We start from the raw sequence: 13,681 nt of genomic DNA, 5'->3' as shown, positions 1-13,681 counted from the left end.
GGTATGATATAAGTAGGAACATAAATAATGATAAAGTTCTTGCTTTTATAGCTAAAATAAAATCTACAAAAACTTTCAAATTGACGGTGGTATTACTTTTTAAGAAAATTCTATAAAGTACTTATTAAAAATCCTAAAACGGTACTCAAATAGATGAAGAATAATCCAAAGAAAAAATAGATTGTTGATTAAGAAAATCTAGCGCATAAATGTTCTAGATTAGCTAAATTGATTATACTATTGAAATTTAAACTATTTAATTTAAACTAATTATAGAAATGTAAAAACACAATTGGGTTGGTAGTCCCAATATAGATAATAATATCTGTCAGTAACCTTCCTCCTCAGGTCGTCCATCATTTCTGAATAAATAAGAGGAGGGATAGCATGGAGCTATCTATATTTCACGACGGTCAATTTTTTATCGGTTTAGTTGAATACAAAGTAGGAGGTAAATCTAAATTTGCAAAATTCACATTTGGTAAAGAACCAAATGAGGAAGAAGTTCTTTATTTCATTGATAATTATTTACTATTTATAATTGAAAATACTAAATTAAGTGTTAGAACCAAAGAAAAAAAGCGGAAAATTAATCCTAAAAGATTACAACGAGAAATAGCAAAAGAACAAAAGAAGCCAAAAGACTTTACTAAAGCTCAAATAACTATTAAAGAAGAGCAAGAGTTGAATAAAAAAATATCCAAGAAAAGAAATAAGGCAAAAAGAGACTTGATTAAGGATAGAAAAAGGCAAATAAAGAAAAATAAAGCTAAAGAAAAGCATAAAGGTCATTAATAATTATATTATGTGAATAGGAGCATTTATATGATTCAATCCGTTAATCATGTTACATATTCAGTATCAAACATTAAAAAGTCTATTGAATTCTATAAAAATATACTGAAAGCCAAAATATTACTTGAAAGCGATAAAACAGCATATTTTACTTTAGGTGGGTTGTGGTTAGCTTTAAATGAAGAAATGGAAATACCTAGAAATGAAATTCAATACTCATATACTCATATGGCTTTTTCAATAAATGAAAATGATTTTAATGAATGTTACAACTGGTTAAAAGAGAATAATGTAAATATTTTAGATGGGCGTCTAAGAGATATCAGAGATAAAAAATCAATATATTTTACTGATCCTGATGGCCACAAATTAGAATTGCATACCGGTTCCTTACAAGATAGAATCGCTTACTACAAAGAAGAAAAAACTTATATAAAATTTTATGAATAGTAATAATAATTAGCATTTTAATTTTTTATGAGCTTACAAATATCGTTTTTTATATTACAAAAAAGCATCCGAAAGGTGGATTTTAGTCTCACTTTTCGGATGCATATTTATATATTATATAATGTTACTTTAGATCATCGATGGCTTGTGCGATTGAATCGAATACATGGGGGATGTCATCTTTTTCGACACAACTAAATGCAATACGAATATCTGTATCATTTAAGGCAATCACACCAATTGAATATTTATTAATTAAGTGTTCACGTAACTCTTCAGGGTTTACGCCATTTACTTTAATAGCCATGAAGTAGCCTGAGTTGAAGTCGTAAGCTTGCCAGTGGTCTTTGTATTTATCATCATAAACCACGTCTTTAGTGACTTTGTAGCGTTCATGTAATGTATCAATATTATGTTGAATTTCTTTATCAAATTGTTCATGGTTTTCAAGAACATATTTAACTGCACTTTGAGAAGGCATAGGACCGCTTGAAATATTACTTCTAATAAGCCCTTTAACTTTAGCTTCCAATACATCTTTAGCAGTTTCATTATTGATGCCGAATGTGATAAATCCAACACGTAATCCCCAAGCAAAGAATTCTTTTGTCGCACCGTCTAAACGAATAGGTAAGATGTTGCTATTATTAAGATTATTAATTGCAGTGAAAATGGATTGTTTATAGACATCTTCATAGAATAAACCATAGTAAGCGTCATCTACTACTGTAATAACTTTAGTACCTTTATTTGCTAATTCCTCAATGGCTGATACAATTGTAGCCACTTCTTCACTTGTAGGTGTATAGCCTGTTGGGTTATTAGGATAATTTAAAATTAAAGTAACTTTATCTTGATTATAATTTTTCAAAGTAGAAACTAAAGAATTTGTAGTGTAATGACCTTCATGATCAAAGATTGAGTATGTTTCAATATTTGCAGAATGACGAGTGTTAAAGATTAATTTATAGTTACCCCAATTGTGTGATGGTAATAACAGAGTATCTCCATTTTCAATAAATAAATCAGCTACTAATGAAAGACCGTGAGTTAAGGCATTAGTAACAATTGGGCGACTAATTGATTCTTTAGATAAGTCAGGATTTTCTTTTAACATTTTTTGTTGCCATAAATCTCGTAAGCCTTCTATACCTTGAGGTGGGGCATATGGAAAGACTTCATCTGGAGAAAGATGATTGTAAACCCCATATAAGGCATCAGCATACATTTTTTTATCTTTATATGTAGCCATACCGATTGTAGCATTATACTTTGTTGATTTAGCTTCAGCTGATTGAGATAAGATGCCTTTAGGATAATACATTGCTTGTCCTAAGCTTGATAGCATACTTAAGATTTCAGGACGCGCGTCTACGAGTTGATCATTTAAGTTTTGTGCTAAAGGATTCATATTGATAACCTCACTTTAATTTAATATACAATATTATAATATCTTGATTTGAACTAAAGATAAAGCGTTCTTGTATGAGATGTATAGGGGAGAAGATTATTTTCTTTTAAAATCGAACATTTGTTCGTATTTTATGTTAAAATTAAAACAGGTCATCGAGAGATATGACACTTTACTTTGTGGAGGTGTAGTGTAATGTCGTGGATTTTAGATGGTATGATGACACTAATTACTGGAGGCATACTAGTTATTTTTCGAATTTGGTTAGAAACAAAGTGGAAGGATAAATAGATGACCTTACACTAAAACCCCTAACTTGGTGCTGCAAGTTAGGGGTTGTGTAATGCAATCTGTGGATATTTTAATTTTAACATAAGCACAATAAATTTCAATTTCTAATAAATAGATGAAGTATACATACATGTTATTTCATTTGTTATAATTATCGTATTGAGGTGACTGAAATTGATGAAGCATTTAACAAAGATTTTTGTTGGGTTAGCAATTATTTTATTTATAGTAGGTTATTATTTACAAGCTACCGGACATGAGAATCAAGGCATTAAATTATTATTAGCTGCGATTATGTTTATGATATGTGCATTTATAAATAGAAGTAACGATAGAAGAAAAAATAAAAAATGAATATTTAATAGACTCTTTTTAAGTGTGAACACTTTTAAAGAGTCTATTCTTATGGAGAAAAGTAAATGATAACTAGGATATACATAATTTTTAGTAATAATACTTTACAAATCTGTATATAGTGTATATATTGTTTATATACAGTTGTTGAAGGGGGACAGCGATGAAGATAATCTTGAAAAACAGCAGTGAACAACCTATATATGAACAGATTAAGCAACAAATTAAAGAGAATATTTTAAAAGGTTATGTTGAAGCGGGTAGTCATTTACCTTCAATGAGGGAATTAGCTAAAGATTTACGAGTAAGTTTAATTACTACTAAACGTGCTTATGAAGATTTAGAGAAGGAAGGCTTCGTTACAACGATTCGCGGTAAAGGAACATTTGTTAAAGAGCAAGATAGTTCAATCTTAAAAGAAAAACAATTCTTCGTGATTGAGAATCTAGCTCGGTCTATTACTAAAGAAGCTAAAACTATAGGGATGCCTCTTAAAGAATTAAAGGAAATTCTTACTTTAATTTATGAGGAGGAAGAAGAATGAACGCCATCGAATTAAAAAATGTTAATTATCACAATAAGACATTTTCGTTAAAGGACGTATCTTTCGTTATCCCTCAAGGTTTTGTGACAGGTTTTATTGGTGGAAATGGGGCGGGCAAAACAACAGTTATACGCTTGATCATGGATTTGCTAGAAAGTGATAGTGGTGAAATAACAGTTTTAGGGAAGAAAATGTCTCAAAATCCCCAATTAATTAAGAACAAAATAGGTTTTGTATATTCGGAAATTTATTTCAACCAGCAATGGACGGTAAAAAAGCTTGAGAATATAATATCACCTTTTTATAGTGACTGGGATACTTCGTTATTTCAACATTATTTAACAAAATTTAATTTATCGTATAAAAGTAAGATAAAACACTTTTCTACGGGGATGAAGATGAAGTTATCATTAGCATTAGCGCTAAGCCATCATGCAGAGTTGTTTATCTTTGATGAACCCACTGCAGGACTAGATCCAATCGTGAGAAACGAAGTGTTAGAAATTCTTCAAGCAGAACTAATTGATGAAAATAAAACAGTATTTATTTCGACACATATTATTTCAGATTTAGAAAAAATTGCTGATTATCTAGTCTATTTAAAAGACGGTGAAGTTAAATTACAAGGATATCGTAACCAATTGCAAGAAGAACATTTTATTATTCGTGGTGATTCAACTGATTTAGATGAAGAATTAAACGAGTTATTGTTATATAAAGAAGAAAAGACAACTGGATATTTAGGCTTTACCCAACATGCGCAAGTTTTTAAGGAATTATTTGGATCGCGAGTGGATATAAAGCACCCGAGCATAGAAGAATTAATGATTTTTCTAGAGAAGTCAGATAATAATAACATTAATAAAGATGGGCATCAAAGCGGGTTGAAACAATGAAACAACTGTTAATTAGAAATCTTAAATTACGTAGTTGGACAATTGCTTTGTATCTTATTTTACTTATAATATATCCATTATATGTCATGGTGTTATCTAAGCTTGAATTAAAATTTCTTTTTTATACACCGATAGCTATTACTTTGATGCTAATTAGCATACTCGACTCAGGTCATTTATTTAGAATAAACAGAAGACTCGGAGGCAAAACCTCCTATCTATTCTATGAAAGTTTGCCGGTATCAAAGAAAGATATGTTAAACGCAAATTATATTTCATGTATTGTACTTACATTTATCGGTGCAATTATCATTGGTTTATACAATTTTCAAGCGGCAAATGTAGAGGTTAATTCTTTACGTTATTCAACGATGATTTCATTTATAGCAGTTAACTTCTTAAGTATTCCTATCGCTTTTAATAAAAATACTGAGAAAAAGCGTGAATATATATCTTATACAGCATACATTATATTAATGATGCTAGTGATTCCATTTGCAGTAATGATTATCTTTTCAGCAATCAATTCTTTAGTCTTTAAAAATGAATTTAGTAATTACTTATTCATGGGATACCTAAATTATGGGGTACTTGTTCTTAGCATTGGTTGGATGGCTATCAATTATTTTATTCAATTAAAACGTATCAAGAAACATACTTATAAAAATGAAGGAGGGTTTTGATGAAATTAGAAAACATCACTAAAACATACGGTAGTAACAATGTTTTAGATAACATCAATTTCGATTTTGGACAAAGCCAAATCGTAGGTTTAATAGGAAAAAATGGAGTTGGTAAAACAACTTTAATGAAAGTAATGAACGGAAACATTATTAATTTTAAAGGGAAAGTTCAACTTAACGACAATGAAAATGTGGGTTATTTAATTGAACATCCAAAACTATATGATAATAAAACAGGTTTATATAATTTAAAATTATTTGCACAAGTATTGGGTGACGGTTTCGATAAACAATATGCAGATAAAATTATAGATGCATTTGGTATGAGACCATATATTAAGAAAAAGGTAAAAAAATATTCAATGGGTATGAAACAAAAATTAGCGATTGCGGTTTCATTGATGAATAAACCTAAGTACTTAATTTTAGATGAGCCAACAAATGGCATGGATCCAGATGGTTCAATTGACGTATTAGAAACGATTCAATCATTAGCGAATGAATTAGGAATGAAAATCTTAATTTCTAGTCACAAGCTTGAGGATATTGAATTGATTTGCGATAGAGCGGTATTCTTACGAGATGGCAACTTTGTGCAAGATGTAAATATGAAGGATGGTAGTGCGCAAGATTATACTTCAATAAAAGTAGATGTTGAAGACTTTAATGCTGCTCTTGAATATTTAACTGAACACTTTAACGTATTGCAATCTCATAAAAATAGTGGCGAAATAATGATTAAATCACAACAAGATTATCAAGCTTTAATCAAAGCACTTGCACAAAAAGATATTTATCCTAAATATCTTGAAACACGCAAAAGTTCGCTTCGTGATACTTACTTTAATATTAATCAAAGAGGTGACAAATAAATGAGAAATTTACAATTAGTAAAGTATGATATTATTAGTCTCTTTAAAAGTTACTTAACATATATTGCTTTAATTATCATATGGGCATTACTCGGTGGTATGACAGTATTATTTGTACGTAATAGCGATAAAGTAGATTATTCAATGATTTTACCTATGGCAAATTGGATGTTTTTATTCTTTGGATTACTCGTAGTTATAAAAACGATTACTCGTGACTATTCTCAAGGTACAATTCAACTATATATGAATAAATTGAAAAGTAGAATTGGCTATGTAATAGCTAAAACAATTTCAATTATTTTAATTTCATTCATTTTTACGTTTATTACTTACATCACTATGATTATCATCCAAAGTTTTACAGATGGTAAAAATATAGTCGGTGATAAATTTTTAACTAATATTTGGTTTTACCTAATCTTTTTACTATTCTTTGGATTATTATTATTTTTAATTACATTAATCGTTCAAAAACCAGCAGTTATTTTCACATTAGGTATATTCTTAGTATTCATTGTGCCATTTATACAACCATTTATCGGTTTAATTCCAGAATGGGGAGACGATATTCAAAAATCACTTAAGTATATCCCATTCAGTTATTTAACTGAGAAATCATCAACAGACAATATTAAATTTACAAATTGGCAATGGTTCATTTCAATTGCTTCAATTGTAATACTATTTATTGCTAACCTGTTATACGCTGCTAAAAGAGATATTTAAGCCTAAAAAGACTGGGACATTAAAAAATGTCCCAGCTTTTAATTTAAGCAATTTTATTGAAGTTAAACGGTAAAATCTTTAAATTTTCAATCGCTTTCAGTTTAGTTTCTTAAGTTAGCTGTAATCGGTATAACAAGTTTTCAAAATGACAGATATTTATAATACAATTATTAAAGGTAACTACAAAAGGTTTAAAAATATATTTACTTCATATATAACAAATATGTAAGATTTATAAATTACAATATTAATGAAGCGAAGATATAGGATATGATATATTTAATTTAATAAGACAAAAGTGGTGGTAAGTTTGCGCATTCAAAATAGATGGATAATATTTACAATTTTTACTATTATCTCTTTTATTGTGGTTATGAGCTTAACAATTTATAAAAACGAAAAAACAGTGGACCTCACAGATATTAAAATAAATAATTTACAATTAGATGAGGACTTTAATAACGAAGGATACAGAATTAACAAACATATTAAGCTAGATAGATACAAATTTTATAATGATGAACATCATAAAAATCTAACTGTTAAAGTAAAGAATAAACCTAATAAAGTAAAAGGTATTATCCTAGTGAAAGATAGTGATGTTACTACAAACTTTGAAGTTAAAATTGGAGATCATATCAATAAGGCTATCAATTATTTAGGTAATGAATATCGTAAAGACAAAGTTGGTAAAGGATATGATGCGCTTGTCTACATCGATAAAGAGCACCATATGAAATTATCAATATTGTATAAAGATAATATTATTAAAAGGATTGAATTCTTTAGTCGTTAAATTATTTTACGCATAGTGGTGGTTAGCAAAGACATAATTGATATAGATAGAATAGTTTCTTTTCGATAAACCAAAGATGAAAGTACGTGAAATAAAATGGACAAGATTACATTCTTAAATGAACTAGAGTTAGAACTAGATCAATTGCCTCGTGATGAAAAAGATACATTAATGAATGACTATGAAAATTATTTTTACGAACAAGAGAATAGAGGTAAATCGGAACAAGAGATATTATCTAACCTAAAAGAACCGCATATTATTGGTAAAGAAGCAAAAGCTAAAAAAGCAATTTCATACGCGAAAGTGACGCCTAATTTACATAACATTATTAGAGCCATTATGGCTTCTTTAAGTTTAGGCGCCATTTCTTTTTTCTTTATTATCATACCAATTTTAATGTTCTTATTTGTATTGTTTTTTGCTTTTCTATTTTCGCTATCTCTACTCTGTCTCCCATTGCTACTTATAATAACAAGTATAGTTAGAGGTATTCCTAATTCGTTGAGTAACATTCTTTTTAGTATTTCTTATGCAGGAATTGGTATTATATTGTTAGTCCTGATTATAAAGACTACTCAGAATATATATAGATTAGTTTTAAAATATTTGTCTTGGTATATCCAAAGAGTTAAAGGAAGAATTCGTCAATGAAGAAAATAATAATTGTTGGATTAGTCATTTTTATAGGTTTCTTTTTAGCAGCCACATTAGTATGGTTTGTACATGAGAAAGATGTTTATAAAAAGTTTAAATTTAATAAAAAATTTAACGATGAAAGGATCACTCAACTCGATGTTGACAGTTTCAGTTCAAAAATTGAGGTTACAAAAGGTAAGGATTACCGTGTAAGATTTTATGGAAACAATGATTTAAAAGTTAATACTAAAGATGATAAATTGTCAATTGTTGAAAGAAGATCGTCTAAGAGAGGATATAGCTTTAATCTTAACCCATTTAATCAAAGTAAAAATAGTATTCATATAACTATCCCTGAGGATAAAATTAAAAATTTAAATATAAACTCTAGGGGAGGCACATTGAATATTCATGATACTAGGCTTAAACACGCTGATATAATGAAAGATAGCGGATCATTAAATATTTCAAATGCTAAAGTGGAAAGTGTGAATTTTAATAATGAAACAGCAAATTTAAATATTAATAATAGTCTTATAAAAAATAGTCGTTTTAAAGGAAATTACTCTGAGATGCGAGTGAATGAAAGTAAGGTGAAAGATTCACTCTTTTTAGTCGATAAAGGCTTTATTGATTTTAAACATATGGCTTCAGAAAGTGATATTAAAGCATCTATCAAACAAGGAAGTATTCATCTTAGCTATAAAACCAAAACTAAAAATACGTTATTAAAATTACATCCTGGCGCTGGTAAAGCCAAAGTTAATAATAAATATTTCGAAAAAGGTAAAGTAGGTCAAAGTGATAATGTGATAGAATTTTACACTATTAAAGATGATATAACAATTAAATAAGTAAGCCACGACTCATTTTGAAAAATAGAGAATAAGGGCAGAACAATGAAATCTTCGAGATTATACTAGATTTCGTCGTTCTGCTCCTTTTTTAATAATTAGCGAATGTTAAATCAGTATCTAGTTGACCTGTGAACTGTGTGAGTTCAAGTTCTTTCCCTTGAAGCCACGCATTAAAGTCAATTGAAGTAGGGGGTTGATTCTCGCCTAAAGTCATCCAAGCAATTAATTTTTGAGGATCATACATAGAAGTGTGGATTGTTCCTGACCAACTTCTAAATAATTTACTATATATTTCATATTGCGGGTCATTAAATAATTTAAAGGCTGTGAATCGATCTAAATCTTGTGAAGTTTGATTAACTGCACGTTCGAGACGCTCTTTAGATTCTTTAGTATAGTTACGATTTTCATGCGTTAATAATTCGAAATGATTGGTACACACATGATCATGTCTTACATCAAAAGAACGTGGTGTAACTTCTACGATAGCATGATTTAAATGTTTATCCATTAAGATATAGCTGAATGAACTTCTATGAGGTATTTCTTTTAAAAAGCGGATGACTTCATCAACGTCTTTACAGTATTCTAAAATTAAACGGCCAATCATATAACAAACAAAGCCATTAGCGGGATGTTTACGATGCATAAAATTATAACCCATTGATAAACCAGCTTCATTCATACCATCCATTCGTCCAGTTACACGTGAAGTAGGTCCTATTTGAGCAAGTCCTCCGTCATTAGGTTGAAACAATAAATATCTTCCATCATAAGTCGCAGGATGATAGTCATAATTACGCACCATAAAGTCTTGACCTTGAAAAACGGTACATCCACTTTCTTTTAGGTCTGTAAAACGATAATGTCCAAAGTTTAATATCATTTGTTTGGTAGGTAAGTTAAGGACTTCTTGCATCCCCATTAATTCTTCCCAAATTTCTGGTGCATACGTTTGGAAGATTGCGTGTGTTTCCGCGACATCTATATCAAAACGAGGCATACGTTTTTTCCATTCTCGCTCACGATTTTCTAATAAAGGAGTTTGTTTCAACCATTGCGCAGTTTTAACTCCTAAATCGAAATGTGACCCTCGAAAAGTCATAATATCTGATTTAACTTGTTGCATGAGAAGGCCTCCTGAAAATTTAATATTTTGTAATATAAGGTTAATTGAATTCAATTAAAGATATAACTATACTAATTATGATAGCAAGATCAACCAAAAACACAAGGAGGGGATACTATGCTTCAAAGCACTTATAGAAAAGTAGCTTACGCTATTAAAAAATGGTGGGTATCCTAAAATATTAACCATGCAAATCGTTTAAAATAGTGAAGTTATAAGAAATGTTTCTATGTTTATAAAAAAGATGAAAAAGGTATCTATTTAACCATAACAGTAAGTATGATAATATATAATATTGTAAACATACTTATTTCTATTTTAGAGGTGAAACGTAAATGTGGAATTTAATTAAAGGTTTATGTAAGTTCGTATTAAGCTTTGTAGCTATTACTTCATTAGTAGTTGGCGTAGGTGTAGTTGCATTTGCTTACATCTTCAAAAAAGACTTTGAAGATATCGAAAGAAAAACAAAAGAAATTGTATCTGATATCGAGAGTAATAACGCATAATAATTAATAAAAGCCAGTAACTTCATTTATTGAAGTTATTGGTTTTTTATTTTATCAATATATTTAACACGATATTACGTATAAAGTAAGAATCATTGGCATAAGTGCCTATCGTCTTATAAAATGAAGATATTAACTTAATGGAGGTATTTATATGTCAACGAGAGGTTATATTGGTTCATATACGAAAAAAGAAGGCAAAGGCATTTATCGTTTTGAATTAAATGAAGATTCAGGACAAGTTGAAACAGTTGAAACTGGTTATGACATTCAAGCTTCAACATATTTAGCTCAAACAGAAGATTTCCTATATGCAATTACTAAAGAAGGTGACGATTGCGGTGTAGCTGCTTTTAAAAAAGATGACGAAGGACAGTTAACTTTAATTAATAAATGTCTAGAATCAACTCAAGGGACAGGATGTTATATCTCTGTATCAAGAAATCATAAATTCTTATTTGAAGCGGTATACGGAGCAGGGCTTGCACGTATTTATCAATTAAATAAAGAAACAGGCGAAGTAGTTAAATTAATTGAAGAATTAGCACATGACTATACTACTGGTAGTCATGAACGTCAAGATAATGCTCATGTACATTATCTTAATGAAACACCAGATGGAAAATATGTAGTAGCGACAGACTTAGGAACAGATAGAGTAGTCGCTTATACCTTTGGTGATGAAGGTTTCAAAGAATATGAAATTACAAAATTCAAAGATCAAGATGGCCCACGACATATTGCTTTTCATAGAAATGGTAAATATGCCTACGTAGTGCATGAATTATCTAATTATGTGAGCGTCATGCAATATAACGATGGTAAATTTGAAGAACTTGAGCGCCACTTAACTATTCCTGAAGACTTTGAAGGCGATACTAAATTAGCTGCCGTGCGCTTATCACATGACCAACAAAGCTTATATGTAAGTAACCGTGGTCATGATAGTATTGCAGTATTTACTGTAGCTGAAGATGGTGCTGCGCTTAATCCAGTTGAAATTGTTAAAAGTGGTGGAGAATTTCCAAGAGACTTCAACATTACTGAATCTGATGAATACTTAGTATGTACGCACCAAGAGGGAGATTATAAAGTAACTGTATTTAGCCGCGATACAAATAGTGGGAAATTAACGGCAAAAGATAACCAACATGTAGCTCCTGAAGGCGTATTTGTAGGTTTCTTAGATAAATAATTATAAGTTTAAATATTATATAAAACGCGAAGAAGGTTTTTAATAAGAAATCAGCTTCGCGTTTTTTAAACTTTAATATTTATAAATTTTTGAAGAAGGTTCTAATATATTTCAATTTTCCTTTATACGGTGGGTAAATAATACTTGAATCTAAACGTGTAGATTTGAAAATATAAGATTTTTTATGACTAAATGTATCAAACGTATATTTACCATGGTATTGTCCAATACCTGATGCACCCACACCGCCAAATGGTAAATTAGGATTAGCAAGATGCATAAGCGTGTCATTTATTGCGCCACCGCCGAACGACAGTTCATTAAGCACACGATGCGTCGTATTTTCATCTTCACTAAATAGATAAAGACTGAGTGGTTTCGCTTTACTTTGAACAATATCAAATGCTTCATTTAAATCATCATAAGTAATGATAGGTAACAATGGACCAAAGATTTCTTCTTGCATAATTTTTGAAGCAGGGGTAATACCATCCAATATAGTTGGCTCAATATAACGTTCCTTAGCATTAGTGTGACCACCAGAAACAATACTATTTGCATGTACCTTTAATAAATCATTCAATCTATTAAAATGTTTATTATTAACTATGCGACCAAAATCAGGACTCTTTTCAACATTAGTGCCGTAAAATTCTTGGATACTTTGTTTAAGTGCCTCAATAAGCTCATTTTTAACTTTCTTATTAACTAAAATGTAATCCGGCGCGACACAAGTTTGTCCTGCATTCGTAAACTTCCCGAAACTTATGCGGTCGCTTGAAACCTTAATGTTAGCAGTGTCGTCTACAATTACAGGTGATTTACCACCTAATTCAAGTGTCACTGGAACTAAGTTTTTACTTGCTGCTTCGTAAACAATTTGACCTACTTTTTCACTGCCAGTAAAGAACATATAATCAAATGGAAGATGGATTAATGTTTGTGTTTCTTCAATACCACCTTCAACTACCGCAACGAAGTCTGTAGAAAAGACATCTTCAATAATTTGACGAATCACGCTTGCCACGTTAGGTGTCAACTCAGAAGGCTTAATGATGGCTGTATTTCCTGCCGCAATAGCACCAATCAATGGTTCGAATAATAGTTGCACTGGGTAATTAAAAGGTCCAATGATTAGCACAGTACCATATGGTTCAGGCTTAATATAACTTTTAGAAGGGAACATAAATATAGGCGTATCCACCTGCTTAGTTTTTGTCCAATTTTTAAGTTCTTTGCGCGCCATTTTGATGCTTTTGAGTGTAATGCCTATTTCAGTTGCATATGCTTCTACAGCGCTTTTTCCTAAATCATGCTTTAACGCTTCAAGTAATTCATTTTCATGATTTTTAATACTTTTACTTAATAACTTTAATTGTTGCTTTCTAAATTTAATGTCTTTAGTTTTATGTGTTTTGAAAAAGTTCTTACTTTCTTCAAATTGTTGTGCTATTGATGACAATTGATCTACCTCCTAGGTATATTAAACTAATATCGTTTATAGATTATTTGAATAAAAATTGATTATTTA

The 13,681-nt window shown here is 30.0% G+C and carries 17 protein-coding genes; 14 read left to right on the top strand and 3 right to left on the bottom strand.

The window, feature by feature from the left end:
* The first annotated feature begins 387 nt into the window (after positions 1-387).
* Entirely contained in the window at positions 388-795 is a 408-nt protein-coding gene (locus CD147_RS02820; protein ID WP_103165935.1) for a YjdF family protein, read from the top strand.
* A gap of 30 nt (positions 796-825) precedes the next feature.
* Positions 826-1,245, top strand: a complete 420-nt coding sequence (fosB, locus tag CD147_RS02815) for a metallothiol transferase FosB (RefSeq protein WP_103165934.1) — start codon at positions 826-828, stop codon at positions 1,243-1,245.
* A 124-nt stretch (positions 1,246-1,369) separates the two neighbouring features.
* On the opposite strand, the gene CD147_RS02810 is transcribed toward fosB, so the two are convergent.
* Entirely contained in the window at positions 1,370-2,656 is a 1,287-nt protein-coding gene (locus CD147_RS02810) for an aminotransferase class I/II-fold pyridoxal phosphate-dependent enzyme (RefSeq protein WP_103165933.1), read from the bottom strand.
* Positions 2,657-2,851: 195 nt separating this feature from the next.
* Between CD147_RS02810 and CD147_RS12290 the strand changes: the two genes are divergently transcribed.
* The 10 genes from CD147_RS12290 to CD147_RS02765 all read left to right on the top strand — a co-directional run bounded on the left by CD147_RS12290 (position 2,852) and on the right by CD147_RS02765 (position 9,314).
* On the top strand, positions 2,852-2,947 hold the full coding sequence (locus tag CD147_RS12290) for a Trp-rich small protein (RefSeq protein ID WP_233643248.1): 96 nt from the start codon (positions 2,852-2,854) through the stop codon (positions 2,945-2,947).
* Between the two features lie 177 nt (positions 2,948-3,124).
* Positions 3,125-3,301 carry an SE1626 family protein gene (locus CD147_RS02805; protein ID WP_103165932.1) on the top strand — a complete coding sequence of 59 codons (177 nt, stop codon included), beginning with the start codon at positions 3,125-3,127 and terminating at the stop codon, positions 3,299-3,301.
* 163 nt (positions 3,302-3,464) lie between these two features.
* Positions 3,465-3,845 (top strand): PSM export ABC transporter transcriptional regulator PmtR, encoded by a 381-nt coding sequence (gene pmtR / locus CD147_RS02800; protein WP_103165931.1) that lies wholly within the window; start codon positions 3,465-3,467, stop codon positions 3,843-3,845.
* Positions 3,842-4,741 (top strand): phenol-soluble modulin export ABC transporter ATP-binding protein PmtA, encoded by a 900-nt coding sequence (gene pmtA, locus CD147_RS02795; RefSeq protein ID WP_103165930.1) that lies wholly within the window; start codon positions 3,842-3,844, stop codon positions 4,739-4,741. The genes pmtR and pmtA overlap by 4 nt, the downstream gene beginning before the upstream one ends.
* The gene (gene pmtB / locus CD147_RS02790) at positions 4,738-5,424 is read left to right on the top strand and encodes a phenol-soluble modulin export ABC transporter permease subunit PmtB (RefSeq protein WP_103165929.1); all 687 of its coding nucleotides are present in this window, start codon (positions 4,738-4,740) and stop codon (positions 5,422-5,424) included. Before pmtA ends, pmtB begins: the two co-directional genes overlap by 4 nt.
* Positions 5,424-6,296, top strand: a complete 873-nt coding sequence (gene pmtC, locus CD147_RS02785) for a phenol-soluble modulin export ABC transporter ATP-binding protein PmtC (RefSeq protein WP_103165928.1) — start codon at positions 5,424-5,426, stop codon at positions 6,294-6,296. Before pmtB ends, pmtC begins: the two co-directional genes overlap by 1 nt.
* Complete coding sequence (gene pmtD / locus CD147_RS02780; protein WP_103165927.1) at positions 6,297-7,025, top strand: phenol-soluble modulin export ABC transporter permease subunit PmtD; 729 nt, start codon at positions 6,297-6,299, stop codon at positions 7,023-7,025. It abuts the gene before it with no gap.
* A 310-nt stretch (positions 7,026-7,335) separates the two neighbouring features.
* Positions 7,336-7,821 carry a hypothetical protein gene (locus CD147_RS02775; protein ID WP_103165926.1) on the top strand — a complete coding sequence of 162 codons (486 nt, stop codon included), beginning with the start codon at positions 7,336-7,338 and terminating at the stop codon, positions 7,819-7,821.
* Positions 7,822-7,917: 96 nt separating this feature from the next.
* Complete coding sequence (locus CD147_RS02770) at positions 7,918-8,475, top strand: HAAS signaling domain-containing protein (RefSeq protein WP_103165925.1); 558 nt, start codon at positions 7,918-7,920, stop codon at positions 8,473-8,475.
* A complete protein-coding gene (locus CD147_RS02765) occupies positions 8,472-9,314 on the top strand; it encodes a DUF4097 family beta strand repeat-containing protein (protein ID WP_103165924.1) in 843 nt (280 codons plus the stop codon). The genes CD147_RS02770 and CD147_RS02765 overlap by 4 nt, the downstream gene beginning before the upstream one ends.
* Before the next feature lie 91 nt (positions 9,315-9,405).
* Here CD147_RS02765 and CD147_RS02760 read toward each other — a convergent pair whose 3' ends face one another.
* Positions 9,406-10,446: a C45 family autoproteolytic acyltransferase/hydrolase gene (locus tag CD147_RS02760; RefSeq protein WP_103165923.1), complete on the bottom strand. Its 1,041-nt coding sequence runs from the start codon at positions 10,444-10,446 to the stop codon at positions 9,406-9,408.
* A 335-nt stretch (positions 10,447-10,781) separates the two neighbouring features.
* Here CD147_RS02760 and CD147_RS02755 point away from each other — a divergent pair, with 335 nt between their 5' ends.
* Together CD147_RS02755 and pglS are read left to right on the top strand one after the other, a co-directional pair.
* Positions 10,782-10,955, top strand: coding sequence for a hypothetical protein (locus CD147_RS02755; protein WP_103165922.1), 174 nt, complete (start codon positions 10,782-10,784; stop codon positions 10,953-10,955).
* Between the two features lie 154 nt (positions 10,956-11,109).
* Positions 11,110-12,150: a 6-phosphogluconolactonase gene (gene pglS, locus CD147_RS02750; protein WP_103165921.1), complete on the top strand. Its 1,041-nt coding sequence runs from the start codon at positions 11,110-11,112 to the stop codon at positions 12,148-12,150.
* A 79-nt stretch (positions 12,151-12,229) separates the two neighbouring features.
* Here the strand turns inward: pglS and CD147_RS02745 are convergent, their stop codons facing one another.
* Positions 12,230-13,612 (bottom strand): aldehyde dehydrogenase, encoded by a 1,383-nt coding sequence (locus CD147_RS02745; protein WP_103165920.1) that lies wholly within the window; start codon positions 13,610-13,612, stop codon positions 12,230-12,232.
* Positions 13,613-13,681: the final 69 nt, after the last annotated feature.

The organism is Staphylococcus devriesei (genome assembly GCF_002902625.1).
Classification (GTDB): Bacteria; Bacillota; Bacilli; order Staphylococcales; family Staphylococcaceae; genus Staphylococcus; species Staphylococcus devriesei.
Note: the sequence above shows the minus strand (reverse complement) of the source record. Positions and strands in the feature narration are given on the sequence as shown.

Coding starts and splice junctions, on each gene's coding strand:
- pmtC (WP_103165928.1), top strand. CDS start 5,424: ATGAAATTAGAAAACATCACTAAAACATACGGTAGTAACAATGTTTTA.
- CD147_RS02810 (WP_103165933.1), bottom strand. CDS start 2,656: ATGAATCCTTTAGCACAAAACTTAAATGATCAACTCGTAGACGCGCGT.
- pmtB (WP_103165929.1), top strand. CDS start 4,738: ATGAAACAACTGTTAATTAGAAATCTTAAATTACGTAGTTGGACAATT.
- CD147_RS02760 (WP_103165923.1), bottom strand. CDS start 10,446: ATGCAACAAGTTAAATCAGATATTATGACTTTTCGAGGGTCACATTTC.
- pglS (WP_103165921.1), top strand. CDS start 11,110: ATGTCAACGAGAGGTTATATTGGTTCATATACGAAAAAAGAAGGCAAA.
- CD147_RS12290 (WP_233643248.1), top strand. CDS start 2,852: ATGTCGTGGATTTTAGATGGTATGATGACACTAATTACTGGAGGCATA.
- CD147_RS02820 (WP_103165935.1), top strand. CDS start 388: ATGGAGCTATCTATATTTCACGACGGTCAATTTTTTATCGGTTTAGTT.
- fosB (WP_103165934.1), top strand. CDS start 826: ATGATTCAATCCGTTAATCATGTTACATATTCAGTATCAAACATTAAA.
- CD147_RS02805 (WP_103165932.1), top strand. CDS start 3,125: ATGAAGCATTTAACAAAGATTTTTGTTGGGTTAGCAATTATTTTATTT.
- pmtD (WP_103165927.1), top strand. CDS start 6,297: ATGAGAAATTTACAATTAGTAAAGTATGATATTATTAGTCTCTTTAAA.
- pmtA (WP_103165930.1), top strand. CDS start 3,842: ATGAACGCCATCGAATTAAAAAATGTTAATTATCACAATAAGACATTT.
- pmtR (WP_103165931.1), top strand. CDS start 3,465: ATGAAGATAATCTTGAAAAACAGCAGTGAACAACCTATATATGAACAG.
- CD147_RS02765 (WP_103165924.1), top strand. CDS start 8,472: ATGAAGAAAATAATAATTGTTGGATTAGTCATTTTTATAGGTTTCTTT.
- CD147_RS02770 (WP_103165925.1), top strand. CDS start 7,918: ATGGACAAGATTACATTCTTAAATGAACTAGAGTTAGAACTAGATCAA.
- CD147_RS02755 (WP_103165922.1), top strand. CDS start 10,782: ATGTGGAATTTAATTAAAGGTTTATGTAAGTTCGTATTAAGCTTTGTA.